The organism is uncultured Polaribacter sp. (assembly GCF_947501385.1).
Lineage (GTDB): Bacteria > Bacteroidota > Bacteroidia > Flavobacteriales > Flavobacteriaceae > Polaribacter.
Map to the genome: position 1 here is coordinate 42,014 of NZ_CANMVP010000004.1, position 26,616 is coordinate 68,629.

Consider the following 26,616-nt stretch of genomic DNA (forward strand, 5'->3'; position numbering starts at 1 on the left):
AAGAAAAATTATGCGATTGCTTCTTCGTTAATTCTTTTCTTCGCCATTTCGCCTAATTTTTCATCAACATTGTATTTTTGATCTAAAATGTTCTGTAATTTTTCTGCAATGGTATCTTCTTTTAATTCTTTAGCATACCTTACTGAGGTTCCATATGCTGAAATTTCATAATGCATCATTCTTTGAACACGTGCAATTAAACCAGCATCTTTTACATTGGCTGTCATATCGTGTTTTAATAAGCCTTTACATTCTTTAATCAAGCCTTCCATTGCTTCACATTTAGAATTTCCAGGATTGGTGTTTAAAGTAGCAGCAATTTGTCTAACTTCTTCTAATTGTGTTTTATTTTGATCACTATACTTTGTGAGTAAATCTGTTAATTTGGCGTCTGAGGCTTCGTCAATTAATTGCGGAAAAGTTTCCTTTAATTGTTTTTCTGCAGAATATAAATCTTGAATTTCATGTTCGAATAAATCTCTTAAGGTTTTCATAATACTATTTTTTAAATTAATACTTGCTCAAAAATACATTAGATTCTAAGTTCTGTTGTGCGGTATTGCGATAGTCTTTAACCCAAATAATATGTTAACTTTTCATTTGGTTTTCATTAATGTTTTGAGTTGTAAATTAATTAATTTTCGTAATCTTGCTACATATTATTTGATAATGATACCTAAATGTATTTTTTCGGCATGTTTTTTAAAAGGTATAATTAGAAAAATGATGTGCCCCAAAATAATTTTAGTTTAAAAAAATAGAAAAATGGTAAAGAAATTTTTGATTGGTTTTGGAATAGTAGCAATAATCCTTACAATTACTCCGTATATTCCTGTTGATTATTGGTGGATAAGAATGTTCGATTTCCCGCATACACAATTAACCATGCTTACTTCAATAGCAATCTTAGTCTATTTGATAAAATTTGATGTTAAAAATAGTAAAGATTACGCGTTTATTAGTGTTTTAATTTTTTGTTGTGGGTATCAATTTGTAAAAATATATCCCTATACACCATTGGCAACGGTTGAGGTATTCGATTCTAGCGCTGAATCTCATCAGAAACTAAAAATTTTCACCGCTAACGTGTTGCAAGAAAACGAAAAGAGTCATTTGCTGATTCAAGAAATTGAGACCTTGAATCCAGATATTATTCTTTTGACAGAAGTGAATAAAAGGTGGCTAAAAAGTCTGCATAGCACCATAAACAAGGCTTATGCATTTAAATATGAAATTCCTTTAGAAAATGCTTACGGAATGGCATTGTACTCTAAATTAGAATTGGTAAATCCTACCACAAAATTTTTAGTTGCTGATAGCATTCCGTCTATTCATACAAAAGCGCTGTTGAAAAGCGGAGATGTTATACAGCTTTATGCGATTCATCCTACACCGCCTGTACCTCAGGAAAATATGATGTCTACAGATAGAGATGCAGAAATGATGATGGTTGCTAAAATGAGTTTAGCATCTGAACTTCCTGTAATTGTTTTTGGTGATTTTAATGATGTTGCTTGGTCTGTAACCTCAAAACTTTTTGCCAATGTTAGTGGTTTGCTAGATGCCAGAATTGGAAGAGGCATGTTTAATACCTATAGTGCTAGAAGTTATATTCTGAAATGGCCTTTAGACCATATATTTATATCAAGTGAATTTAGAGTTCAAAAAATAGAAGTTAGAGATGATATTTTTTCAGATCATTATCCATTGTATACAGAGTTTACATACGAACCAAAAAAATCTTCTGAACAAAAACCAGAAGCGGCTTCTGCAGAAGATTTAGCATTTGCGAATGATCAAATTGAAAATTTCTTAGAGCAAAAAAAGAACAACTAATTTTTAAATGGGAAGAGTGTTAATTTACAAACGCTTCCCATTCAGCGAATTTTTCTTCATTCATTACACGTTCCATTTTAACTTGTCCGCCTTTTTTCTTATTGCTATCATTCCAATCGTGAAATTTTTCTACAGGGATTACTGTTACTTTTACCCCTTTTAAAGCTTTGCTTCTAGCAACTTTATAATTCTTATTAGCTTCTTTTAGAAAATTGTCTAATGCTTCAACAATCATATCATTATTAGCCTCTAAATCTGTACCTAGATACCAAGAGTGGTAAAATTCACCATCTTCAAATCTTTTTGCACTGATGGTATATTCTGTAATTTTGGTTGAGAGTTTTTCCTCTAAATGTTTGATGGCATCATCCATTTTATTTACAGATAGCTGAGAACCAACGGTATTTAGGAAAAATTTTGTTCTTCCCGTAATTTTAATTTCTGCCTTTTCAATATTTGTAAATTCGATGGTGTCTCCAATTAAATATCTCCACGCACCACTAACAGTACTAATAATTAAAATATAATCTTGATTGAGTTGTACCTGATCTAAAGTAAACGAAGGCGCATCTTGTTTGATAGCGCCATCTTCATTGATAAAATCTGGGTTCATGGGAACAAATTCAAAATAAATACCATTGTCTGTATTTAATTGCATTGCATCTGTATCTGGTCTTACCTGAGTTGCAATATATCCTTCGGAAGCTAAATAGGTGTCAATAACAGTTACGGGTTTTCCTAAAAGTGCTTTAAAACTTTTTTCATACGGACCAAAAGCAACACCACCAGAAGTGTATACTTGCAAATTTGGCCAGATTTCATGAATGTTTTTCAATTGATGGAACTCTATTACTTTTTGTAGCATTAATTCTATCCAAGCAGGTATTCCGCTTAGTGCACCAATGTCCCAAGTTTTTGCATTTTCTGCGATGTGTTGTACACGTTCATCCCAATCATCTATTTTAGCAATTTCTTCACCTGGTTTGTAGTATCCTTTAAACCAAAATGGAATGTTGCTGGCGCTAATTCCGCTAATTTCACCTTCTAAATGGTCGTCTTTTTCATCTAAATCTGTAGAACTTCCTAACATCATGATATCCTTTTCGAAGAAATCTGCAGGCAATTCAAAATTATTTAAAGATGTAACTTGTTTTATTCCAGAGCTTTTAATGGCAGCAATCATGTCATCAGTAACTGGAATTCTTTTACTTGTTTTTCCTGTAGTACCAGAACTCAGTGCGAAGTAAGACGGCGTTCCTGGCCAAGTAACATCTAATTCACCTTCATGAATTTTATACCACCACTTATCATTTAAAGAATTATAGTCAAAATATGGAACATCGTCTGCAAAAGATTCTTGCAAATCATCACTTAATAAAATTGTTTTAAAGTTATAAGCTTCCCCAAACTGTGTGTCTTTTGCAGTATCTAAAAGATTTTTTAAGACCTCTTTTTGAGATTCTATATGATTTGGTTCAGATGTAAGAGTGTCCGTTAAGTTTATAATTCCTTTAATGATGCTTCCTAAAATTGCCATTGGTTGTATTTTTTAACAAAGATGACATTAGAAACTGTATAAAATTAACTCTATTGATTTTTTAGTGAATGCAATAGAAATTTTTTTCGAGAAATTAGTCCGTTAGATTTTAATTCTGGTATGCTCCTGATGAATAGGTAAGCTCATAGCTGTGGGTATAAATTTCGAAAACAATCCCAAAAGGATCTTGTACATACACCATTTTATAAGGTTTATCATTCGGATAATATGCTCTTATTGGCATTCTTTGTTTCCCACCGTGTGCTACTATTTTTTCTGTCAAAGCTTCAATATTTGGGTCTTGAACACAAAAATGGAAAAGTCCTGTATTAAATGGATTAAACTCTGGAGCTTCTTTTTTACCATTTGGAAATGAAAACAATTCGATACCAATGCCGTCTGAAGTAGACATGTGAGCAATTTCAAATTCTTGCCAATCCTCACCAAAAACATCAATACACATCTGTCCGATTGCAGTATCACTTTCTTTTTGAACTTTTGATGGAGCCATAATGATATACCAGCCCATTACTTCTTGATAAAATTCAACAGCCTTGTGAATATCAGGAACTGTAATTCCAATATGAGAAAACGATCTTGGGTGTCTTTGTGTATTCATATAACTTGTTTTATAAATTTAAAAAACAGCTATTTTATTCAGCAATACTATCAATTAGAATGGTTAGCATGTCTATTGCAGCTTGCGCAATTTTAGTTCCAGGACCAAAAATACCCACAGCTCCAGCATCAAATAAATATTGATAATCTTGTGCTGGTATTACACCACCAACAATGACCATGATATCTTCACGTTCGTATTTTTTTAATTCAGCAATTACTTGAGGTACCAATGTTTTATGACCCGCTGCTAAAGAAGAAATACCTAAAATATGCACATCATTTTCTACCGCTTGTTTTGTAGCTTCCATTGGTGTTTGAAATAATGGACCAATATCTACATCAAAACCTAAATCTGCATATCCCGTAGCCACTACTTTTGCACCTCTGTCATGACCGTCTTGCCCTAATTTAGCAATCATAATTCTTGGACGTCTGCCTTCTAATTCAGCAAATTTATCTGCCAAATCTTTTGCTTCCTTAAAGAGTTTGTCTTCTTTAATTTCTTTACTATACACGCCAGAAATGGTTTTGTGAACTGCTTTATGTCTCCCAAATACTTCTTCTAAAGCATCTGATATTTCACCTAAAGTAGCCCTATTTTTTGCTGCCTTTACAGCCAAATCTAATAAGTTTTGTTTTCCAGATTTTGCGGCTTTGGTCAAAGCTACTAAAGATTTTTCTACTGCTAGACTATTTCTTTCAGATTTTAGTGTTTCTAATCTTTCAATTTGAGATTTTCTAACAGATTCGTTATCTACTTCTAAAATATGTAAAGGATCTTCTTGTTCTAGTTGATATTTATTAACACCTACAATGATGTCTTGTCCACTGTCAATTTTAGCTTGTTTCTTGGCGGCAGCTTCTTCAATTCTCATTTTCGGAATTCCTTTTTCGATGGCTTTTGTCATGCCTCCTAATTCCTCAACTTCTAACATCAATTCCCAAGCACTGTTTGCAATATCTTCTGTTAGTTTTTCTACATGATAACTGCCTGCCCAAGGATCTACTGTTTTGGTAATATGTGTTTCTTGTTGTAGAAAGATTTGTGTGTTTCTGGCAATTCGTGCAGAAAAATCTGTAGGCAATGCAATGGCTTCATCTAATGCATTTGTATGTAGACTTTGTGTGCCCCCAAAAACAGCCGCCATCGCTTCTATTGTAGTTCTAGCAACATTGTTAAAAGGATCTTGCTCGGTTAAACTCCAACCACTTGTCTGGCAATGTGTTCTTAGCGTTAAAGATTTTGAGTTTTTAGGGTTGAATTTCTTCACAATTTTAGCCCACAACATTCTTGCAGCTCTTAGTTTGGCAATTTCTGTAAAATGATCCATACCAATTGCCCAGAAAAATGATAATCTCGGGGCAAAAGAATCAATGTCCATTCCTGCATCAATGCCTTTTTTAATATATTCTAAACCATCTGCCAATGTATATGCCAACTCAATTTCTGCGGTGGCACCCGCTTCTTGCATGTGATAGCCAGAAATAGAAATTGAATTAAATTTCGGCATATTTTTACTGGTATATTTAAAAATATCAGCAATAATTTCCATAGATGGAGCAGGAGGGTAGATATAGGTATTTCTCACCATAAATTCTTTTAAAATATCATTCTGTATGGTGCCTGAAAGATGTTCTAATAAAACTCCTTGTTCTTCTGCAGCGACAATATAAAAGGCTAAAATTGGAAGTACAGCACCATTCATCGTCATAGAAACAGACATTTTATCTAATGGAATCTGATCGAATAAAATTTTCATGTCCTCAACAGAATCTATGGCAACACCTGCTTTACCAACATCTCCTTGTACGCGTTCATGGTCTGAATCATAACCTCTGTGGGTTGCTAAATCAAAAGCAACAGACAAGCCTTTTTGACCCGCTTCTAAATTTCTTCTATAAAAAGCATTGCTTTCTTCTGCAGTAGAAAAACCTGCGTATTGTCTAATGGTCCATGGTCTTCTAACATACATTGTAGCATAAGGCCCGCGTAAATTAGGTGCAATTCCTGCCACAAAATCTTCGTGAGGAAAAGATTTTTTTTCTTTTTCCTTTTTGATAAGTTGTATGTTTTCAATAGATTTTCTATTCATTTTTTAGTTTCATTAAACTATATATTTTTACACCAATAGCTTTGGCGGTTTTTTCTTTGTATTTAATTTTATTTTGACTTTTGTAAAAGTAAAAACCACAAAGCGCGAGCGTAATTAAAGAACTAATCACTATAAAATTTACAGTTCCTCCAAAAAAAGTATACACGATACTCTCTAAACCAAATACCGCTAAAAACATCAAAAATACAATACCTAATAAGTAAATAGGAATGCCTTTTTTAATTTTTTTAATATCAGCTTTTAATTTTTTTTGTTTGTTCTGTAATAATAAAATTTGGTTGCGTTTATGCATTGTTTCTCTCTTTAACAAGAACTACTTTCTTCCTTTAATCGTTTTTTTTCTAAATTTTCAGAAAGTCGTTTTCTAATTAATGGGGGAAATAATGTTTTAATGTTTCTTTGTTTTATAAATGGATCTGTTTGTATAACATCTTTCATGAAATTATCTTTGTTAGACTGTAAATTAGTGCCTAGTAAGATGATTTCTTTTTTGTTGAATTCTTCTTCTTCTTTATTGGCGCTTTCTTTTAACTTTCGTTGAATAGTACCTTCTTTTAAATTTTTTAAAAATCCGCCACTTTTTTCAATTAATTTAAATATTTCCAACGCTTTTTCAGCTATTTGATCTGTTAAAGATTCGATATAGTAACTTCCATCAGCAAAATACTGTGCATCTTCGAATCCACTTTCTTGTTGAAGTATTAACAATTGATTTCTAGAAATTCGCTCACCAAACTCATTACTTTTTGCATAGACACTATCATAAGAAACGTTAGAGATGGTATTAGCGCCACCAAGAACAGCACTCATGCACTCAGAGCTGGTTCTTAACATATTCACATTGTAATCATACAATGTTTTATTTCTTTTTGAAGGTTGTACAAAGAGGTGTGCTTCTTTATCTTGAATTCCATATTCAAGCAATAGCGCTTTCCATAACATTCGAAAAGCTCTTAGTTTTGCGATTTCAAAAAAATAATTACTACCCACAGAGAATTGAAAATGAATTTTATGAGCATTTTCTACACCAAAATGATTCAAATACTCATTTGCTTGTGCTAATGTATATGCCAATTGCTGCGTATTATTTGCGCCAGCATTTTGAAACAAATCTCCTGAAACTGAAATTGCATTGTCTAAAGAGGCAACAATTTTCTCTAATTTTTTATGATCTTCTTTTAAATTGACATACCAATTGCCGCTTTCTGCAAGATTTCCAAGAATGTCTATTTGATAAAAGCATTTTTTTGAATCTACATATTCAGCAATTGCAATGATAAATGCATCGTCTAAAAAGTGAAATTTAAAATAGGTATTGATTTGATTGAAATCAATATTATGAAGTAAGGCTTTGAAGTCAATTTTTTTATTTAGCACAAACTGAATTGCAGTTGCGCCTCTTTTTAAAACATCGTTTGCGAAAGTATTTGCTTGGTGTTCATTATCAACTATGATGGTTTGGCAGATTTTATAATTTTCTTTGGGAAGATTTAAGTCGTTATGCGTTCTGTCTTCTTTTGTGTAAAACGGTTTTACTGTAATTCCTTCATTCGTTTTCCAAAGTAATGTTTCATTGTAATCTGCACCTTTTAAATCTACTTGAATTTTTTGTTTCCAAGCAGCTGGTGATGTTCCTTCAAATTCACTAAATAGAAATTTACTCATTATTTTTTTAGGGTATCAAATTCTATAATATAAATGTCTTCATTTTCTTTTTTCATGAGATATTTTTCTCTCGCGAAACGCTCTAATTGTAAAGAATCTTCTAGCTTTTTTATGGTTGCTTTGTCTTCAGCTATTTTTGTTTTATAGAAAGAAATTGTACTTTCTAAATCGTTTATTTCTTTGTTGAATTTTCTATGAATCAAATAAGAATTTTCATCAAAAAATAGCATCCATATTAAAAACGGAATGAAAATTAAAACAAAAATATTTGTTATAATTTTAAAGGCACTATTATTTTTTAAATCCTGTATAGACATTTTTATAGGCGTTCGTTTATAACCGTTCTTACAATATCTATAGCAACTGTATTAAAGCGATCATTTGGTATAATTAGATCTGCAAAATTCTTTGTAGGCTCTATAAATTGTAAATGCATTGGTTTTAACGTAGATTGATATCTGCTGAGTACTTCATCTAAATCTCTTCCTCTTTCTGTAATATCTCTCTTTAATCTTCTAATTAAACGTTCGTCAGTTTCTGCATGTACAAAAATTTTGATATCAAACAAATCTCTTAATTCTTGATTGTTTAATATTAGAATACCTTCAACAATAACCACTTTTCTAGGGTGTGTTTTTAAAGTGTCTTTTGTTCTATTATGTGTTACAAAAGAATAAATAGGCTGATCTATGGTTTTTCCAGATTTTAAGGCTTTTAAATGTTTGATAATTAATTCAAAATCGATGGCTCTTGGATGATCAAAATTAATTTTTGTTCTTTCATCATAAGATAAATTATTTGTCTCATTATAATATGAATCTTGAGAAATCACACAAACTTCATCTGTTGGTAGTTGTTTAATAATTTGATTTACAACGGTGGTTTTTCCACTTCCAGTACCTCCTGCAATTCCAATAATTAGCATAAAAAATTATGTTTTTGATAAAAATCTCTGTTCAAAGAGTAAAGATATTATAAATAAATAAATTTGAGACCTAACCGGGTTCTTTTTCAGAACCAACTTCTCGTGTAATTAATCCTTTAAAGGCATCAAAAACAGTATTTCCTTCATACAAAACTTTGTACACTTCTTCTGTTATAGGCATGTCTACCTTGTAATCTTTCGCTAATTGAATAACCACTTTTGTGGTTTTAACGCCTTCGGCAACTTCACTCATATCATTAATAATAGCTTCGAGTTTTTTGCCTTTTCCTAATTGAAAACCTACATGATGATTTCTACTTTTAGAACTAGAACAGGTAGCTATCAAATCGCCCAAACCCGTTAAGCCTGCAAAAGTTCTGCTTTTTCCACCCATGGCAGTTCCCAATCTTGTTAATTCAGACAAACCTCTTGTTATTAAGGCAGAACGTGTATTGTCTCCTGCATCTGCGCCGTCACCCATACCTGCTGCAATTGCCACAACATTTTTTAAAGCACCACCTAATTCACTACCAATGACATCTGTATTTGTATAAACACGAAAAAGACCAGAGCTAAAAACGGTTTGTAATTTTTTAGCAATGGTATTGTCTACCATAGAAATTACAGCCGCCGCCGCTTTGCCAAAATGAATTTCTTTGGCAAGATTTGGGCCCGTAAGCACACCAGCCGGATGACCAGGCAAAATTTCTTTAATGATTTCTGTCATTCTCATTTTAGTTGAAATTTCTAAACCTTTCGCTAAACTAACAATAGGCACCCAAGGTCTAATGTAGGGTTTTGCTTCTAAAAGTACCGTTCTAAAATGCTGTGACGGAATTCCCATGACAATTACATCTGCATTTTCTACAGTTTCTTTTATAGAGTTTGAAGCTTTTAACCCTTTGTGAAGTTTTGCATTTGGTAAATATTTTTCGTTAGAATTAAGATTGTTTATTTCATTAACGGTATCTATATTTCTTGCCCACAAAGTTGTTTCACTATTTTTTGAGGTTAATGAAGCCACAGTAGTTCCCCAAGAACCACCACCTAACAAGCCAACTTTAAGTTTCATAGTTTTAATTTTGAAATAAATGGGAGATTGCAATATAACCAATTTAAGCAACTTTTTAAATTGGTATTTTTAGATTGAAAATAAAAATTTCTTGAAAATGACCATCCTTAAAGAAGAGCTATCAAGGAATTGTTTAGATTAAATAACGTGTTCTAAAGAAATCAGGATTTTTAAAATAAAAAAGTCTCAAAAGAAATTTTGAGACTTCTATAATATTGAGCCGATGGAGGGACTCGAACCCACGACCTGCTGATTACAAATCAGCTGCTCTAGCCAGCTGAGCTACATCGGCTTTTAATTTTGTGAGCGCAAATAACATACAATAATTGTAGATGACCTAAATAAATATGATTTTTTTGCACAAAAAAAACTTCAATAACTATTGAAGTTTTTATCAAAATTTTTAATACTTTATATCTTGTTGAACATAAGACTTTTCTACTTTTTCAATTTTTTGTAATTATAATTAATTTAAGGCTTCCTTGTAAACCCTTAAACATCTTTCTCTTGCTTCTTTATGATCTACTATTTCTTTTTCATAAGTTAGTTCCTGAAATTCTGGCACCCATTTATGAATGTATTCTAAATCTTTGTCGAACTTTTTAATTTGGGTTGTAGGATTAAAAATTCTAAAATACGGAGCTGCATCTACACCAGAACCTGCAACCCATTGCCAATTCCCAATATTACTTGACATTTCATAATCGTGTAGTTTTTCAGCAAAATAGGCTTCTCCCCATCTCCAATCTATTAATAAATGTTTGCACAAAAAGCTACCTACCAACATTCGGACTCTGTTATGCATAAAACCTGTTGCATTCAATTGACGCATTCCTGCATCTACAAAAGGATAACCCGTTTGTCCGTCACACCATTTTTTAAACTCATCTTCATTATTTCTCCATTCAATTCTGTCGTATTTAGATTTGAATGACCGTTCTGAAGTATGTGGAAAATGCCAAAGGATTTGCATAAAAAATTCTCTCCAAATTAACTCTTGCCAAAATATTTCGTTTTTTTCTGAGATGGCTTTTTGCACCATTTTTCGAACACTAACGGTTCCAAAACGTAGATGTGGTCCTAATTTAGAAGTTGCATCTTGTGCGGGAAAGTTACGCGTATCTTCGTAGTTTTGAATAAGGGTAGGCGTAACCGTATAATTTTCTATTTTTTGTTTCGATTTTGTAAAACCAATATCAGAAAGACTTAAATTGGGTAGTTTTTTGTTTTTTACTAAGTTTTTTAAGAACGAACTTGTATAATAGTTATCTAAATTATGTGTTTTAAATCTCTCTTTCCATACTTTCATATAGGGCGTATAGACCACATACGGAAGTCCGTCTTTTTTTACAACTTCATTTTTTTCAAAAATTACTTGATCTTTAAAGGTCTGAAATTCAATGTTATTAGCATCTAACAACTCTTTAATTTCTTCGTCTCTCTGTTTCGCATAAGGTTCATAATCTCTATTTGTGAAGACAGTATGTATCGTGTAATTTTTAATGAGCTCTTGATAAATAGCCAATGGTTTTCCATGAAACATTGCAATGCTACTTTTATTTTGTTCTTGCAAAGTGGTACGCATTTTTTGAAGTGTTTCATAAATAAAAGTTACCCGAGCATCATCTTTTGGCAGTTTGTTTAAAATTTCTTCATCAAAAATAAAAATTGGAAGTACAGGGAAATCACTTTTTAAAGCATTGTAAAAACCAAGATTGTCATCTAAACGCAAGTCTCTACGAAACCAAAAAATATTTATTGTTTCTTTCATCTTACTCAAATTTACCAAAAAGTGCTTGTAGTTTTTCTTGTCGGTACTTAAAAATTTCTTCCAATTTTGGCTTCACTAAAAAAGGATGCACCAGTTGTCCTAAAAAACCTAGCGGAACTTTATAATCGATTATATCTTCTAACTCTACGCCACCTGATATTTCTTTTACAAAATGTTTATGATGCCAAAGTGCATAAGGACCATACATTTGTTCATCTACAAAGTATTTTTTATCTTCTATATGTGTAATTTCTGAAACCCATTTTGTTTTTATTCCTAAAAGAGGTGTAACATTGTATTGAATAATTTGCCCAATATACAAAGGTCTATCTATTTTAGAAAGAATATCAAAACTCATATAATCTGGAGTAATTATTTTTAAGTTTTTAGGATTTGATAAAAATTTCCAAGCTTCATCTAGAGAGATTGGCAACTGCTGTTTTTTATGAAGCGTATATATTTTCATGTTAATTGTGTATTAAAATGTATAGATTTAAAGAAGTTGCAATACACAACCAGATCATATAAGGAAGTAGTAAGTATTTGTAATTACCAACTTTACTACTGAATTTAAAAAAGTACATAAATAGCAGAGCCGTTAGAATAGCAATAGTAACCAATGCAAACAAAACTAATTTTTGATGAAAGAAAATAAAGTTCCAACTTACATTTAGTATAAATTGTAAAAGAAAAATACTTTTATTTTTTTGATTGTTTTCTTCAATAAAAAGTTTTCCTAAATAGATAGAAAAACAAATCATTATAAATGTCCAAGCAATACCAAAAACAACACCTGGCGGTGTCCAAGGAGCTTGATTTAGATTTGTATACCAAGTTGATAAAGGACCATTTTCCATCAACCAACTTCCAATAGCCAGACCACTAAAATTTATAATCAGGAAAAGTAGGGTTAGTTTTAGTTGTTTCATCTTTTAAGATTTCGCTTGTATGGCTTCAATTTTTTTTAGTATATGATCTGCTTCTAAATACTTTTGATCGCTGTCGCTTCTATTGATAGATTGCAGTTTATATGCATCTTCCATTAATTTTTTATACTGTTCTTGAAGTTTATCTACTTCAGATTTTTTTTTGAATAAACCAAACATCGCTATGAATTTAAGTGTTTTGTAATTTTAGAACTCAATGGTTTGGTAATAGAAAAATAATAATCTACCAATTTACCATCTGGAGAAACCAAGTATTTTTGAAAATTCCATTTTACCGTAGAACTTTTATGATCGTTGAAACTTTTATCTGTTAACCAAATGTATAATGGATGTTGATTGCTACCTTTTACATCAATTTTTTCAGTCATTAAAAAAGTAACACCAAAATTCACTTTACAAAAAGCTTCAATATCTTCTGAGTCTCCTGGTTCTTGACTTCCAAATTGATTGCATGGAGAGCCAATAATCATCAAATTTTCTTTGTGCATTTTATACAATTCTTCTAATTCTTTGTATTGAGATGTAAAACCACATTTAGAGGCTACATTCACAAAAAGAAGGTATTTGTTTTTATATTCAGATAAGTCAATAGCTTTATTTTGTAAGCTATTGATCTCAATTTCATAGAGGTTTGTCATGTTGTTATATTTTGAAATTAACGATTCCGCAGTCAAGTTCAAAAATTTGACCTGAAATAGAGCTTGCCTTTTCTGAAATTAGAAAATTTGCCAGGTCTGCAACTTCTGTGGGTTTTAAAAACTTTTTAAGAGGATGACGTTCTGTGATATTTTCTATCATTCTTTCATTTCTTAACAGTTTCGATGCCAAGTCTGTGTCTGTTACTGTTGGAGCAATTGCGTTTACACGAATTGTTGGTGCTAATTCTGCACCTAAAGATTTGGTTACACCTTCTACACCAGATTTTGCAGCAGCTACACTTGCATGAAACGGCATTCCTAATTTTGTAGCAACGGTGCTAAATAATAAGATATTTGGCTGTATTCCATTTTTTAATTTTGGTAAGTATTTTTGAATTGATTTTACTGCACCAATCACATTAATTTCGAAATCTTGTCTGAAATCATCTAGTATTAATCTAGAAATTGGTTTTAAATTGATGCTACCAGGACAGTAGATTAAAGTGTCTACTTCTTCAATTTCTGGCAATTCATCGGTAAGAATATCACAATTATAATGAGTTAAATTAGTATGAGTTAGCAAAGGAGCTGTTCTACTGATATTAAAAACTTTGTTTTTTTCTATTAAGGAATTTACAATTGCTTGTCCAATTCCTTTGCTTCCTCCAATTACTATTATTTTTCTCATGTGCTTTTAGGGTCTTCCTTTCAAGCGCTTTTCAATTTTTTGTTTTACAACTGTTAAGCGCTTCATAAGATCCATTATTTCTGGATCTTTTTCTTGTTTATATACTTCGTTTAGCTCTAATACTAAAGCTTTTACTTCTCTAGAAGCTAAAATTCTATCACTTGTTGTTTTAAATGAGAATTTTCTTGTTTCAAATTCTACTGCCTTTTCTTTTAACGTCATTCTATTTTTATATTCGATTTATCTAATTTTCGAATATAAATATAATTGTTAGAAGTGCAAGAGAAAAGTGAGTTTATTATGATGTTAAAGGTTTTCCTTTTAAACGCCTCTCAATACGTTGCTTTATAACAGTTAAGCGTTTCATGATATCCATAATATTAGCATCATTAGTCTCTTTATAGATTTCATTTAGGCTTAAAATGAGTTCTTTGGCTTCTCTGGCCGCCATAATTCGATCGCTAGTTGTAGGAAATCTCATCTTTCTGACTTCAAATTCTAGTGCCTTTTCAATTAATTTTTCCATATCTAGTAATTTCGTGTACTTTATAATTTTTTGACTCACCAAAAAGTTTAAAATCATCAGATTTTATAGGGATTAATAAATAGTCATCTCAAAATATTGTACATGAGAACTCATTTATACCATCTGAAGCTTTTTCTTTTAACAGTGCCTCTGTTATCATTTTATCTTTTTGCTATCGCATTATTTGATATTGATCTTTGCCTAGTGCATTTGAATCTACCTTTTTCAAATGTTCTTAACTTTTCGTGTTTGGTTTTTCTACCCTGGACTCTTTTTCGCCACATTTTGAAGCTTTTTGGCTTCATCTCTCTTCGCATTACGTCGATGACTTCTTGCTCTTTTAAACCGAATTGAAATTGTATTGCTTCAAAAGTTGTTCTGTCTTCCCAAGCCATTTCAATAATTCTATCAATAGATATGCCACTTAATTCTTTCATCTATTGGAATTCATATTGTTTATCAAATTCAACCTTAATATTTATTAGTCTGTCAATAAATTTTTTATTTTCTTTTAGTAGTTTATTGCTCTTAAACCTTACAAAATTTCCTTGGGCATGAATACTGAAACCTTCAGTTTTGTAAGTATGCAATTGATAATAAGGTATTGCCCAACTATAGTTTTTTAAACCTTTGTTTACGTGCACTATAATTCCTTTCTCTCTTAATTCGATATTGCCATAATTGATATCTGAAACTGTATTCATCACATTTAAAAAACCAGAACTTACTTCTTCTACAACCATTCTCTTTGAACCAATACCACCTAGTTTCATTGCTTGAAAAAAGTTGTAAGATTTTCCTAGCAAATCGTTGATAGTTGCAGTAGCGTCTTTGTTTCTGTATGTTGTGTTAAATATCATTATTCAAATATACGAAAAAATCAATTATGTTTAACAAAAGAAGATATGAGTTAAACAACAATTAACAGAAGTTTATAATTTCAATTTTAGCTTAGTCTTCTTTTAAAAATCTGCCTCTGTTTGAAATCGTATGTTTTTTAAGAATTCTTTCGTTTTCTTTTTTTACTTGCATATTGTTCTTCATTTCCCAGAGTACATCACTTGCTTTTTTTCTTGCATCTTTGATCTCTACAATTGGTCTCGGATAGTCTTTGTTCAGTTCAAAATTATTAAATTGTTCCTCTAAAGGAGTCATTAAATAAGGCTCATGAATAAATGAAGTCGGTAAATTTGCCAATTCTGGAACCCATTTTTTAATAAAAGTAGCATCTTCATCATGGGCCAAACTATTTTTTATTGGATTGTAAATTCTAAGAATATTTATACCCGTTTCTCCGGCATTCATTTGTAATTGAGGAAAATGAATACCAGGTTCAAAATCTAAAAATAATCGAGACAAATGCTGTGAGGATGCCTGCCAAGGTTGCCATAAAATATGGGTAAAAAAAGAAACTAACATAGCGCGCATTCTAAAATTAAGATAGCCTGTTTCTTCCAAACATCGCATACTTGCATCTATTAAGGGAAAACCTGTTCGCCCTTCTTTCCAAGCTTTTTGGTATTTTATAGAAATACTCTTTTTTAATTTGTGATAGCCTTTGTTAACACTCACATTTTCCATCGTATGTTCCATTTCAAACTTTTGAATAAAATGCGCTTGCCATCTTAATCTAGAAATAAATGCGCCTAAAGGTTTTTTATTACTTTCTGTTTTATGTTGATGCGCTTCTTGAAATATTTGACGAATAGATACATTTCCCCAAGCAATATAAGGTGATAATCTGCTACAACTTTCTCTAGCCAACGCGGGTTTAGAAATATTGGACATGTATTTTCTATAACGTTTCTCGAAAAAAGTATCCGCATATTTCCAAGCCATTTTTGTACCTCCTTTTTGAAAATAAGGATGCTTCGGTGTTTCTAAATTTACTACTTGAAAGTATTTTTCTAATTGAGAAATTTCGTCTGTGGAAATAAATTTAGTTGCATTTAGTTCATTTTTTATTTGAACATCTAGCATGTATGCATCCCATTTTTCAAACCAGTCTTCTCTAGTTAGTAAGCCTCTTAACACACCATTGTTATTGTTTTCTATCCAGTTTACAGAATTGTTTCTACAATATCTAGTAAATTCTTTATCTCTGTTGAATGTAATTAACAAACCAGTTTCTTGATGAGAGAAAACAGTGTTAATTTTATAGCTGTCAAAAAGCGTATTAAAAGCGTTTACAACTTCTGTTTGAACGCAAAGAACTTTTGTGTTGTATTTTTTTAAATCGGTATTTAAATCTTGAATAGATTGTTTTATAAAATTCCAATGGCGCTCATCATAATGTGCATCTTCTAGTAGAGAATTTTCAAAAACATATACTAAGAGTGTACGTTTGTTAGATTGTAAAGCGTTGTGAATTGCCTCATTATCTTGCAAACGTAAATCACGTTTAAACCAAACAACATTTATTTCTTCTCTATTAATATTCATCTAAATTTTCTATAATATGATTTGCTTTTTCTTTAATCTTTGTTCTATCTGCTGCAGACATTTTATGGAGCAAGCTGTACATCATTTTCATTCTAAAATTAGAAGAAAGCTGCGCTTGCTTTTCATCTAGAAAATTCCAATATAGGGTGTTAAAAGGACAAGCATCGTCTTCGAATTTTTTTGTCTTTTTATACACGCAAGCATCACAATAATTACTCATTTTGCTAATATAGCTTCCACTAGAAACATAAGGTTTTGTTGCAATTTTACCACCATCTGCAAACTGACTCATGCCTCTTGTGTTGGGCAACTGAACCCATTCAATAGCATCTACATAAATACCCAAATACCAAGCATCAATTTCATCTGGATGTATCTGGGTTAACAAAGCAAAATTGCCAGTAATCATTAAGCGTTGAATGTGATGTGCGTACCCGTTATCTAATGAATTGTGAATCGCGTTTTTTAAGCAATTCATTTTGGTGTTGCCAGTCCAAAAGAAATCTGGTAATTTATTGTTGTTCTCTAAAAAATTTTCATTTTTATAATCAGGCATCAACATCCAATACATGCCTCTCATGTATTCTCGCCAGCCTAAAATTTGTCGTATAAAACCTTCCACTTGAGAAATGTCTATATCGTTTTCTGGTTTCCTATAGGTTTCTAAGACTTGATTCACGACCTCTTTTGGCGAAATCATTTTCGTATTCATAGCAAATGAAATTCGACTATGAAAAAGATACATTTTGTCTGTATGCATCGCATCTTGATAATCCCCAAAATGGACTAATAAATGTTCGCAGAAATACGTTAATTGCTCTAAAGATTGTTTTCTGGAAATGGAATATTCAAAATATGTAGGATTGATTTTCCCAATCGTTTTGATACCTGCTTTTTCAATTTCTGAAACAATTTCTTCCACATTCGTATCGAAACTTATTTCTTGCGGAATGAATGCATCTCCTTTCCATTTCTTTCGATTGCTTGCATCATAATTCCATTTGCCACCTTCTGGTTGATTGTCTACAACTAAAATTTGATGTTTTTTACGCATGTTTCTGTAAAAATTCTCCATTAAAAATTGCTTCTTCCCTTTAAAGAAAGTTTCTAAATGGTCTCTTTCTGTGTAAAAATGCTCTGTGGAAAAAACTTCAGTAGCAATCTTTAATTCTTTACAAAAATCTTTTAACTGTTTGTCTAATCTGTATTCATCTGGTGCTAAATATTCAAATTTTTCAATATTATTTTCTTTGATTAAAATTGATAAATTTTCAACTAAACTTTGCGTGTTTTTCTGATCATTAATATTGTAATAAATACATTTATGATGGGCTGTTTTTAGCTCTGCTGCAAAATTCCGCATTGCAGTAAAAAAACCAACTACTTTTTGAATATGATGTATAACATAATCTGTTTCTTGCCGCATCTCAAAAAGACAATACGTAACATTTTCATCTGGATTTAGAAACCATGAATGTTCGCTGTTTAGTTGGTCGCCTAAGATTAGCCTTAAAGTTTTCATTTTTATTTTTTTTTGACAAGGGAGCGAGCATGCTTCCTTGCTAGAATAACGTTTTTTCTAACCACAATTTTCTGAATTTATGATTGGCATCATAACGTGCTGCTTGTAGTTTTGTGTTAAATTTTCTATCTCTAGGGTCATTTCCAACGCCAGCAACATACATCCAGTTTCCATAGTTACTATGTACATCATAATCTATTAAAACCGATTCAAAATAAGCGGCACCGATTCTCCAATCTAACAAGAGTTCTTTTGCAAAATAAGAAGCTACATTTTGTCTTCCTCTATTGCTCATCCAACCCGTTTCTTTGAGTTCTATCATATTTGCGTTTACAAAATCGTCTTTTGTTTCACCGTTTATCCATTGTTGAATTAATTCTTCATCAGCGTTCCAGTCATAATTTTTAGCTAAGATTCCGCCAATTTTAAAAATAGCTGCGTTGTGTTTTAAAGAGATGTACTTAAAGTAATCTCTCCAAATCAATTCAAAAATCACCCAATAAGTCGATTGATTTGCACCATATTCTGCTTCGTATTCTTTTATTTTCCAGTAGATGGTTTTTGCAGACAAACTTCCATTTGCCAACCAAGGTGAGAATTTTGTACTATACTCTGTTCCCAATAAACCGTTTCTGGTTTTTTTATAAAAACCGACCTTCTTTGTTTCAAAAAAATAGTTATGTAGTCTTTCTAAAGCAGCATTTTCTCCGCCAGAAAAAGGAAATGCAGCTTTTTTAGGAATTTCAAAATCTGAAATACCGAAATCTTTTAAGGTTGGTATTGCTGTGTGATGCTGTGTTAGATTTTCTTTTGGCAGTTTTAAAATAGCTACTTCTTTTTCAATTTGTACGGTCTTTTCTAGCTTCTTTCTAAAAACTGTAAATACGTTCGGGATGTTTGCAAAGTCTTTAGAAACACTTTCTGGATGGTATAAAAACTGATCATAATCTTCCACAAAAGCCACATTTTCTGGAAGTGTGTTTTTAATAAAAGTATTGGTTGCAACTTCCTCTTTTGTCCATTCTTTTTGAGTGTATATTGTGTCTATTGAAAACGCATCACAAAGGGTATGAATTTTATTTTCCGGACTTTCGAAATGGGTGAGTAGTGTTATGTTTAAATCTAAAAGATTTTTTTGTAGCGCTGTAACTGTTTCAATTAAAAATTTAGTTCTAAACTTGGCTGTTTTGGTAAATCCGAATTTATCTTTTACAAATAATTTCGGATCAAAAAAATAAACAGCAAGTACTTTTTTGTGGCGCTCTGCGGCTTTTTTTAAAGAGGTATGATCGTTTACTCGTAAGTTATTACGAAACCAAACTAAACCCGTGTTTTCTTGTTTCTTCTGCATTTTTCACTACAATATTTTACGTTTTCCCAATTCTTCCCCCACTTTTTTCGCCAAGCAAAAGGTCTATCACAGACCAAACATATTTTTTCTGGAAGGTTTTCTTTTTTGTGCATTATGTGAAAAGGAAGTATGCTCCGTTGCTATTTATTAATGTTATTGATCATTCCGTTAAAGACAAACCAATGAAAGGGCATTACCGCATACCAATACATTCTACCTGCAAGTCCATGAGGTCTAAAAGTGGCTGTTTGGTATAAGTAGCCATCTTCAATTTTAAATTCTAACCAAGCTTCTCCTGGTAAAATCATTTCTGCATACAATAAAAGTCTTCCTTTTTCTTTATCCGCATAAATAACACGCCAAAAGTCTAAGGCATCACCAGAAAATAATTCAGTTGGGTGTCTTCTTCCTCTTCGCAAACCCGCACCACCAAAAATCTGATCTACAAAACCTCTAATTTTCCATAGAAATGTTCCGTAATACCAACCCGTTTCACCACCAATAGCCCAAACTCTATCAAGTACTCTATCTCTATTTTTAACTTTTCTTTTTTTAAAGTCTTTAAAGCAGCCAAATTCTGGAACATTGATGAATTCATGTACGTAATTCTTCATTCTACCGCTGCTTACGTAAGAATCTTTCCAACTAGAAACAATACTGTTTTGTTCTATCTTTTTGAAAGCCAGTCTTACGGCTTCTTTGTAAGACATGGGTTCAACATCTAAAAGCGTATTGATATTACTTTTTTTTCCGATGACTTCAACACCCATAGAATTTACTAATGTTGAAGCCAATTTGTAAGAGGTAGAGGTCACAAAATACAACCAATAGGAGGATAGTTTTGGAGTCATCACAGGTACGGTAATAATGTATCTTTTCAACTTTCTTACTGCTGCAAATTGCAATAGCATCTCTTTATAAGTAAGTACTTCTGGGCCAAAAATGTCATGAGAAGTATTGTATAATTCTTCTTTTCCTAAAGATCTGTGTAAGAAAACCAACACATCTCTAATGGCTAGTGGTTGCGTTTTTGTATTTAGCCATTTAGGAGCAATCATTGCAGGAAGTTTTTCAACAATATCTCTTATAATTTCGAAAGAAGAACTTCCAGAACCAACAATAATGCCTGCTTTAAATGTGGTTAATGCATATTTTTCTGAAGCCAATGTGCTTTCTACATTTTTTCTTGAGAGTAAGTGTTTAGAAAGATTGGTGTCATTTGTAATACCGCTTAAATAAATAACTTGTTTTAGCTGAGAATCTTCTGCAAATTTTTTAAAATTAAATGCACACTTTTCTTCTAAAGCATGAAACTCTTTCGCAGAATTAGACATCGAATGAATTAAATAGTAAGCAGCATCAATATCTTCTGGAATGGCACTTAGTGTATGTCCATTTAAGAAGTCTACTTCTATCAACTCTATATTTTGCTGATTTTTAAAATAATTCTCAGCTCTTTTTTTATCTCTTATAGCACAAACAACGGTATGACCATCGTTTAATAATAAGGGTATTAATCTTTTACCAATATAACCCGTTGCGCCTGTTACAAGAATTTTCATACACTTTTTTCCAATTTTTTTGGTCTTTGGTAAGACAGTTGTTTCTTGAATTTTGGAATCGCATAGGTATCTAAACCATTAATAGTTGCCACATTTCCTTTAGAAAGGTTTATCAAACCATCTTCTTGCAACAACGTATCATTTACATATAGTTCTTGAATTTGCGCTACAACTAATAGTACATCGTTAGAAGGTACATAAATTTCTTCTATAAACTTCATACTCATTTGAACGGGTGCATTTTTAACAAAAGGAGCTTTAAAGTCTCCTTTAAATTCCTCTTCTAAGCTGGTAACATCAAATTCCGAAACTTCTTCAGGATATTTTGCAGACGTGTGATGCGCATCATCAATAATCTCTTCATAAATATGATTGATCGTAAAAAAACCTACATCTTTAATGTTCTTGTGTGTATTTCTTGGAACCGTTGTAGGTCTTAAAATAAAACCTAAGGTTGGCGGATTAGAACCTAAATGTGTAACAGAACTAAACACAGCAACGTTTGTAATGCCTTTGGTAGAAATAGAACCTATTAAATTTGCAGATTTAAATCCAGAACAACTGTTTATGAGGTTAATTCTAAAAATTTTATCTAATGCATCTAAGTTTTTTCTGTTGAAAAATGCCATTATAAAGAATTGTAATTATTAATTTTTACATTTTTCGCTTTCAGATCGTGCATTAAATTATACAAACCAAAAAATGTTCTATTGATATAAATAAAATGTTTAGAACCCCTATTCCCGTTCATGTTTTTTAATTCTGTACTTTTAGCATACTTCGATCCTAAATCAGCTATTTTACCAAAGAAAATACCATCAGAAAAATCAAAAAATTCTTGATGAAGTGGTTGTGTAAACAGGCTTAACATTTCATGAAACATCGCTCTAAAAAAGTCTAACTCTTCTTTAGAATCATCTTCTCTAAGAATTTCTAGTTCATATAATTTTTGTTCAAAAATTGCAGGATTGGAAATGCTTTCTGGTTTTGCCAATTCAAAATAAGGTATATAAAAATCCATAGGAATGGTTTTCATACAACCAAAATCAATCACAATTAATTCGTTTTTTGGAGATACCAAAAAGTTTCCCGGATGTGGATCTGCATGCACTTTTTTAAGTGTATGCATTTGAAACATATAAAAATCCCACAGAGCTTGTCCTAATTTGTTGGAGATTTCTTGATCGTTTGTAGCAAATTCAGATAAATGAATGCCATTCATCCAATCCATCGTAATAATTCTATCTGAAGATAACTCTGAATAATATTCTGGAAAATTAAGATTAGGAATGTGTTTGCAGGCAGCTACAATTTCTTTACTTTGTTCAACTTCTAAAATATAATTGGTTTCTTCGACCAATTTATTTTCTACTTCTTTAAAATATTTATCAGAGTCTTTTCCTTTGATATTAAACATTTTAACAGCAATAGGTTTTACCAAAGATAAATCAGATGAAATACTTTGAGCAACCCCAGGATATTGAATTTTTACGGCTAATTTTTTGCCATCTTTTTCTGCTTTATGCACTTGGCCAATGCTTGCTGCATTTACCGAAACAGCATCAAAATTGTCATAAATTTCACTTGGATTTTTACCAAAATACTTTTTAAACGTTTTTAGAACCAAGGCAGGAGAAAGTGGAGGTACAGAAAACTGTGAAAGCGAGAATTTTTCAACATACGCCCTTGGTAAAATACTTTTTTCCATACTCAACATTTGAGCAACTTTTAATGCACTTCCTTTCAATTGCTTTAAACCATCATAAATATCTTCTGCATTGTTTTCATTCAACCTTTCTTTTGCTTCAACTTCTGTTTTGGTAATTTTATCACCATAATACTTTAAATAATTTACACCAATTTTAGCACCTGTTGTTACTAATTTTGAGGCACGTTGAATTTTTGATGTTGGTATGGAATCTATTGTTTTCATATTTGCTGAATTTATTTCAGAATCTTTTTTTTAGTTAAAATTTACTTTTTCTTTTAAAATAAATTTCCCGAAATCAATAATACTTTTTAAAGGTTTAATATCCATCAAGTCAAAACGAGCATTGATAGATTTTTCTATAAAAATATCTGTTTTTTCAAATGAAGGAGAAGCATCATCTAACCAAAATTTTATCGTAATTAATAAATGCATCCAAGAAGATTCTTGAATGGTCTTGTCTTGAATTTTCTCTAGTTTTTCTTGCTGTAAGTCGATCTTTTCAATACCTATATTATTTACAAATATTTTGTAATCTTGTCTTAAATGTTTTAAAGATTTTAATTTCTTTAAATCACCATTCTCTCTTAATGCATATACAACGTAGCTTCTGTTAGCTGTTAATATTTCAAAGAAAGTAAAATAGAAAGTTAATAATTTATTTCTAGCATCATAGGTAGGATATTCTTCACTTTTTGCTAAAAGTTTCATTGTATTGTTAAAGAACTCACTAAAAATAGATTGTTCTATTGCCTCAAAAGAGCCGTAAAATTTATAAAAATCTCCTTCTTCGAAATTGTTTTCTTTTGCAAAACTGAAGACAGATTTTGGGTCGTGGTTGTTTTCTAGTACAAACTCCATGTACCAAGAAATTAGATTGTCTTTGCTGATGTTTTTCTTGCGAGCCATAATTATTAAAATTTAATGTAAAGATACAAATGTTTAAGGAAATTGATTATTAGTTAAACAATAATCTTTTGTTAAATATAAAAGTACGTTAAAATGGGTTTTTCTAAGCCTGTAATTAGAAATTTGTTTGTAAATAAATTTTGTATCTCAATGCAATATGTATTTTTGTGTAGGGTAGAAAGTTAGCCTCCATCAAATTATAATTTTAAATTCTCAAAAATGATATTCAAGTTGAAATTCTCTGTCGTTATCCTGTTACTTTTTTCGTTTTTTTTACTTTCTTGTCAAAAAGACAATCAGGCGAAAAAAAATAGCGAAGAAAATTTAGAAACAATTACCGATGTAGCTAAAAAAGCACCAGAAGGAATGGTTTGGGTTGCCCCAAAAACATTTTTAATGGGGGCAAAAGAAGGAGACGAATTTGCAATGATGAGAGAAAAACCAGCACACGAAGTGTATATAGATGGTTTTTTTATTGATGCTCATGAAGTTACAAACCATCAGTTTAGAAAGTTTGTTGAAGCTACTCAGTATATAACTACTGCAGAGAAGCCGATAGATTGGGATGAAATCAAAAAAGACTTGCCCGAAGGAACCCCAAAACCTGCAGACTCTATTTTACAGCCTGGTAGTTTAATTTTTAATAAAAATGCAGGAAAAGTTGTTTCGATGAATAATTATAGCCAATGGTGGTCTTGGAAAATAGGTGCAAACTGGAAACAACCAGAAGGGCCTGGAAGTTCTATAGAAGGAAAAGATAATTTTCCGGTGGTACATATAAGTTATCATGATGCTTTGTCATATTGCAAATGGGCAAATAGAAGATTGCCAACCGAGGCTGAGTGGGAAGCAGCTGCCCAAGGAAAAAATAGCAATACCATTTTTACATGGGGAAATGATAAAAAAGATTTAAATGCAAACGCAAATACTTGGCAAGGAAATTTTCCGGTAACTAATATTTCTGAAGATGGTTTCGAATATATTTCACCCGTAAAATCCTATCCATCAAATAGTATAGGCCTTTATGATATGGCTGGTAATGTCTGGGAAATAACTACAGACTTATTCAACGTGAACTATTATCAAAGTTTAAAACCTGACGAAGTTTTAACAAACCCAACGGGAGCAGAAAAGTCCTATTCACCTGCAAATCCTGCTCAATTAGAATATGTAATAAAAGGCGGTTCTTTTTTGTGTCATGAGTCTTACTGCGCAAGTTTTAGAATTTCTGCTAAAATGGGCATGGAGCCAAGCTCAAGCTCAGATCATATTGGTTTTAGAACCGTAGCAACTGAGAAAATGTTGTTAAAATAAGTAGTATTCAGCGCACTTTCTTTTTTTATTTCTTGTAATTATTGCATTTGAGTTAAAGTTTAATTCAAAAAAACACTTTGCAAAATATACATTTGTAGTCTTAAAACTAAAAAAACAAATTATTATGGCAGAAATTAAAATTGAAAAGAAAAAGGCTATCTGGCCGTGGATTCTTTTAGTACTATTGGCTTTAGCAGCAATCTTTTATTTTATGTTGGCTGATGACGATAACGACCTAGATGATGACGTTATGACTACAGAACAAGTATTAGACAACAGTAAAAATGATGAAGATAAAGTTTTAGATGCTGATGATTTAGCAGCTTATAGAACCGCATTCGCTAAATATTCAGATTATATTGGAGATACGAGTAAAATGGGTATTGATCATGAATATAGCAATGCTGCATTACTTTACTTAATCAATGCTGTAGAGGCAAAATCTGACGTTTTAGATGTAGATATTAAGGCAGATTTAGACCAAGCTAGAGAGAATGCAGAAGAAATTACAGAAGAACCATATGAAGTGAATCATGCAGACTTGATTAAAAATTCTGGAAAAATTATTACACGTGCGCTTTCTACTATACAAAAAAGCAAGTATCCTAATTTAAAAGCAGAACTTTCTAAAGTTGAAAATTCAGTGGCAGCGATTACAAAAGCAGAACACACATTAGATCAAAAAGGTGATGTAAACGGCTTTTTTAAAGCAGCAGAAATGTTATTGTTAAAAATGAACTAAAAAATTTAATTATGAGCAAAGAGAAAAATTTATACTATTTAGAAGAACTTAGTGACTATAAAGTTGCTAATAGCGATAAAGATGTTCGTGGTTGGGTTGTAAAAGACGCCAATGGCAAAGTAATTGGTAAAGTAGATAATTTACTAGTGAATAAAAAAACAGAACGTGTGGTGTATCTAGACGTTGAGGTAGATACATCTATTATAGATGCAAACCACAAACCTTTTAATTCTAAAGCAGAAGATGGTGTGCATGGTTTTATTAATGAAGACGGTGAAAATCATATCATCATTCCTATCGGAATGGCAGATTTGAATTTAGAAGACGAAATTGTATCTACAAATCAAATTGATCACACTACCTTTTTACAAACCAAAAGAGTTAAAAAAGGAACACCAATTAACAGAGATTATGAGGTGATTGTTTTTGATACATATATCCGTCAAGGAGAAAATTTTATTTATCCGTTAGATGATAAATTTTACGATCAAAATGAATTTAATTCTTAGTCTAAAGTATTAATTGAATATTTAAAAAGTCGAAAAACAAAATGTTTTTCGGCTTTTTTTTTAAAAAAACCTGAGTTCGATTAATATCTAAAACGCAATGTGTTGATTTTTAATGGAAAGCGTTTATTTTTTATATCCTGCAAGGTTTTGTTTTAACCTTGTAGGTATTGGGTTTAAACATAACAGACCTACAAGGTTTTCAAAACCTTGCAGGTCA

At 31.5% G+C, this 26,616-nt stretch carries 31 protein-coding genes and 1 tRNA gene; 4 read left to right on the plus strand and 28 right to left on the minus strand.

Features of this window, described 5'->3' with window-relative positions; genetic code table 11:
* Positions 1 to 8: 8 nt before the first annotated feature.
* Positions 9 to 494 (minus strand): DUF892 family protein, encoded by a 486-nt coding sequence (locus Q0998_RS03685; RefSeq protein ID WP_299666416.1) that lies wholly within the window; start codon positions 492 to 494, stop codon positions 9 to 11.
* A 271-nt stretch (positions 495 to 765) separates the two neighbouring features.
* Here Q0998_RS03685 and Q0998_RS03690 point away from each other — a divergent pair, with 271 nt between their 5' ends.
* Positions 766 to 1,836, plus strand: coding sequence for an endonuclease/exonuclease/phosphatase family protein (locus Q0998_RS03690; protein WP_299666418.1), 1,071 nt, complete (start codon positions 766 to 768; stop codon positions 1,834 to 1,836).
* A gap of 19 nt (positions 1,837 to 1,855) precedes the next feature.
* On the opposite strand, the gene Q0998_RS03695 is transcribed toward Q0998_RS03690, so the two are convergent.
* The 27 genes from Q0998_RS03695 to Q0998_RS03825 form a co-directional block, all read right to left on the minus strand.
* Entirely contained in the window at positions 1,856 to 3,373 is a 1,518-nt protein-coding gene (locus tag Q0998_RS03695; protein WP_299666421.1) for a GH3 auxin-responsive promoter family protein, read from the minus strand.
* A gap of 109 nt (positions 3,374 to 3,482) precedes the next feature.
* A complete protein-coding gene (locus tag Q0998_RS03700) occupies positions 3,483 to 3,992 on the minus strand; it encodes a lactoylglutathione lyase family protein (RefSeq protein ID WP_299666424.1) in 510 nt (169 codons plus the stop codon).
* A gap of 34 nt (positions 3,993 to 4,026) precedes the next feature.
* Positions 4,027 to 6,087 (minus strand): methylmalonyl-CoA mutase, encoded by a 2,061-nt coding sequence (scpA, locus tag Q0998_RS03705; protein WP_299666426.1) that lies wholly within the window; start codon positions 6,085 to 6,087, stop codon positions 4,027 to 4,029.
* Complete coding sequence (locus Q0998_RS03710) at positions 6,080 to 6,400, minus strand: hypothetical protein (protein ID WP_299666428.1); 321 nt, start codon at positions 6,398 to 6,400, stop codon at positions 6,080 to 6,082. Before Q0998_RS03710 ends, scpA begins: the two co-directional genes overlap by 8 nt.
* A gap of 11 nt (positions 6,401 to 6,411) precedes the next feature.
* The gene (locus tag Q0998_RS03715; RefSeq protein ID WP_299666430.1) at positions 6,412 to 7,773 is read right to left on the minus strand and encodes a methylmalonyl-CoA mutase subunit beta; all 1,362 of its coding nucleotides are present in this window, start codon (positions 7,771 to 7,773) and stop codon (positions 6,412 to 6,414) included.
* Complete coding sequence (locus Q0998_RS03720; RefSeq protein WP_299666432.1) at positions 7,773 to 8,090, minus strand: septum formation initiator family protein; 318 nt, start codon at positions 8,088 to 8,090, stop codon at positions 7,773 to 7,775. Before Q0998_RS03720 ends, Q0998_RS03715 begins: the two co-directional genes overlap by 1 nt.
* A gap of 2 nt (positions 8,091 to 8,092) precedes the next feature.
* Positions 8,093 to 8,698 (minus strand): uridine kinase, encoded by a 606-nt coding sequence (gene udk, locus Q0998_RS03725; RefSeq protein ID WP_299666434.1) that lies wholly within the window; start codon positions 8,696 to 8,698, stop codon positions 8,093 to 8,095.
* A gap of 70 nt (positions 8,699 to 8,768) precedes the next feature.
* Positions 8,769 to 9,770: an NAD(P)H-dependent glycerol-3-phosphate dehydrogenase gene (locus Q0998_RS03730; RefSeq protein ID WP_299666437.1), complete on the minus strand. Its 1,002-nt coding sequence runs from the start codon at positions 9,768 to 9,770 to the stop codon at positions 8,769 to 8,771.
* Positions 9,771 to 9,988: 218 nt separating this feature from the next.
* A tRNA-Thr gene (locus Q0998_RS03735) sits at positions 9,989 to 10,062 on the minus strand.
* Between the two features lie 174 nt (positions 10,063 to 10,236).
* The gene (locus Q0998_RS03740; protein ID WP_299666440.1) at positions 10,237 to 11,541 is read right to left on the minus strand and encodes a deoxyribodipyrimidine photo-lyase; all 1,305 of its coding nucleotides are present in this window, start codon (positions 11,539 to 11,541) and stop codon (positions 10,237 to 10,239) included.
* A gap of 1 nt (position 11,542) precedes the next feature.
* Positions 11,543 to 12,007, minus strand: a complete 465-nt coding sequence (locus Q0998_RS03745) for an SRPBCC family protein (protein ID WP_299666443.1) — start codon at positions 12,005 to 12,007, stop codon at positions 11,543 to 11,545.
* A gap of 1 nt (position 12,008) precedes the next feature.
* Positions 12,009 to 12,470 (minus strand): TspO/MBR family protein, encoded by a 462-nt coding sequence (locus Q0998_RS03750; protein WP_299666446.1) that lies wholly within the window; start codon positions 12,468 to 12,470, stop codon positions 12,009 to 12,011.
* A gap of 3 nt (positions 12,471 to 12,473) precedes the next feature.
* On the minus strand, positions 12,474 to 12,647 hold the full coding sequence (locus Q0998_RS03755; RefSeq protein WP_299666449.1) for a Lacal_2735 family protein: 174 nt from the start codon (positions 12,645 to 12,647) through the stop codon (positions 12,474 to 12,476).
* A 2-nt stretch (positions 12,648 to 12,649) separates the two neighbouring features.
* Positions 12,650 to 13,126 carry a glutathione peroxidase gene (locus tag Q0998_RS03760; RefSeq protein WP_299666452.1) on the minus strand — a complete coding sequence of 159 codons (477 nt, stop codon included), beginning with the start codon at positions 13,124 to 13,126 and terminating at the stop codon, positions 12,650 to 12,652.
* Between the two features lie 4 nt (positions 13,127 to 13,130).
* Positions 13,131 to 13,814: an SDR family oxidoreductase gene (locus Q0998_RS03765; RefSeq protein ID WP_299666455.1), complete on the minus strand. Its 684-nt coding sequence runs from the start codon at positions 13,812 to 13,814 to the stop codon at positions 13,131 to 13,133.
* A 6-nt stretch (positions 13,815 to 13,820) separates the two neighbouring features.
* The gene (locus tag Q0998_RS03770; RefSeq protein ID WP_299666458.1) at positions 13,821 to 14,036 is read right to left on the minus strand and encodes a hypothetical protein; all 216 of its coding nucleotides are present in this window, start codon (positions 14,034 to 14,036) and stop codon (positions 13,821 to 13,823) included.
* A gap of 76 nt (positions 14,037 to 14,112) precedes the next feature.
* Positions 14,113 to 14,340, minus strand: a complete 228-nt coding sequence (locus Q0998_RS03775; protein ID WP_299666461.1) for a hypothetical protein — start codon at positions 14,338 to 14,340, stop codon at positions 14,113 to 14,115.
* A gap of 161 nt (positions 14,341 to 14,501) precedes the next feature.
* Positions 14,502 to 14,777 carry a TIGR03643 family protein gene (locus tag Q0998_RS03780; protein ID WP_299666464.1) on the minus strand — a complete coding sequence of 92 codons (276 nt, stop codon included), beginning with the start codon at positions 14,775 to 14,777 and terminating at the stop codon, positions 14,502 to 14,504.
* The gene (locus tag Q0998_RS03785; RefSeq protein ID WP_299666467.1) at positions 14,778 to 15,200 is read right to left on the minus strand and encodes a hypothetical protein; all 423 of its coding nucleotides are present in this window, start codon (positions 15,198 to 15,200) and stop codon (positions 14,778 to 14,780) included.
* Between the two features lie 91 nt (positions 15,201 to 15,291).
* Entirely contained in the window at positions 15,292 to 16,782 is a 1,491-nt protein-coding gene (locus tag Q0998_RS03790; RefSeq protein WP_299666470.1) for a cryptochrome/deoxyribodipyrimidine photo-lyase family protein, read from the minus strand.
* Positions 16,772 to 18,304: a cryptochrome/photolyase family protein gene (locus Q0998_RS03795; RefSeq protein ID WP_299666473.1), complete on the minus strand. Its 1,533-nt coding sequence runs from the start codon at positions 18,302 to 18,304 to the stop codon at positions 16,772 to 16,774. Before Q0998_RS03795 ends, Q0998_RS03790 begins: the two co-directional genes overlap by 11 nt.
* Positions 18,305 to 18,344: 40 nt before the next feature.
* The gene (locus tag Q0998_RS03800) at positions 18,345 to 19,655 is read right to left on the minus strand and encodes a DASH family cryptochrome (RefSeq protein WP_299666476.1); all 1,311 of its coding nucleotides are present in this window, start codon (positions 19,653 to 19,655) and stop codon (positions 18,345 to 18,347) included.
* Positions 19,625 to 19,768 (minus strand): DUF2256 domain-containing protein, encoded by a 144-nt coding sequence (locus Q0998_RS03805; protein WP_299666479.1) that lies wholly within the window; start codon positions 19,766 to 19,768, stop codon positions 19,625 to 19,627. The genes Q0998_RS03800 and Q0998_RS03805 overlap by 31 nt, the downstream gene beginning before the upstream one ends.
* 27 nt (positions 19,769 to 19,795) lie before the next feature.
* Positions 19,796 to 21,217 carry an SDR family oxidoreductase gene (locus Q0998_RS03810; RefSeq protein WP_299666482.1) on the minus strand — a complete coding sequence of 474 codons (1,422 nt, stop codon included), beginning with the start codon at positions 21,215 to 21,217 and terminating at the stop codon, positions 19,796 to 19,798.
* On the minus strand, positions 21,214 to 21,846 hold the full coding sequence (locus Q0998_RS03815) for a flavin reductase (protein ID WP_299666484.1): 633 nt from the start codon (positions 21,844 to 21,846) through the stop codon (positions 21,214 to 21,216). Before Q0998_RS03815 ends, Q0998_RS03810 begins: the two co-directional genes overlap by 4 nt.
* Positions 21,846 to 23,150 carry a lipopolysaccharide core heptose(II) kinase RfaY gene (locus Q0998_RS03820; RefSeq protein ID WP_299666487.1) on the minus strand — a complete coding sequence of 435 codons (1,305 nt, stop codon included), beginning with the start codon at positions 23,148 to 23,150 and terminating at the stop codon, positions 21,846 to 21,848. The genes Q0998_RS03815 and Q0998_RS03820 overlap by 1 nt, the downstream gene beginning before the upstream one ends.
* 30 nt (positions 23,151 to 23,180) lie before the next feature.
* Positions 23,181 to 23,834 (minus strand): TetR family transcriptional regulator C-terminal domain-containing protein, encoded by a 654-nt coding sequence (locus Q0998_RS03825; protein ID WP_299666490.1) that lies wholly within the window; start codon positions 23,832 to 23,834, stop codon positions 23,181 to 23,183.
* Positions 23,835 to 24,053: 219 nt separating this feature from the next.
* On the opposite strand from Q0998_RS03825, the gene Q0998_RS03830 reads away from it, so the two are divergent.
* From Q0998_RS03830 to Q0998_RS03840, 3 genes are all read left to right on the plus strand, one after another.
* The gene (locus Q0998_RS03830; protein ID WP_299666492.1) at positions 24,054 to 25,148 is read left to right on the plus strand and encodes a formylglycine-generating enzyme family protein; all 1,095 of its coding nucleotides are present in this window, start codon (positions 24,054 to 24,056) and stop codon (positions 25,146 to 25,148) included.
* A gap of 124 nt (positions 25,149 to 25,272) precedes the next feature.
* Positions 25,273 to 25,890: a hypothetical protein gene (locus Q0998_RS03835; RefSeq protein WP_299666495.1), complete on the plus strand. Its 618-nt coding sequence runs from the start codon at positions 25,273 to 25,275 to the stop codon at positions 25,888 to 25,890.
* 11 nt (positions 25,891 to 25,901) lie between these two features.
* Positions 25,902 to 26,399, plus strand: coding sequence for a PRC-barrel domain-containing protein (locus Q0998_RS03840; protein ID WP_299666498.1), 498 nt, complete (start codon positions 25,902 to 25,904; stop codon positions 26,397 to 26,399).
* Positions 26,400 to 26,616 lie beyond the last annotated feature (217 nt).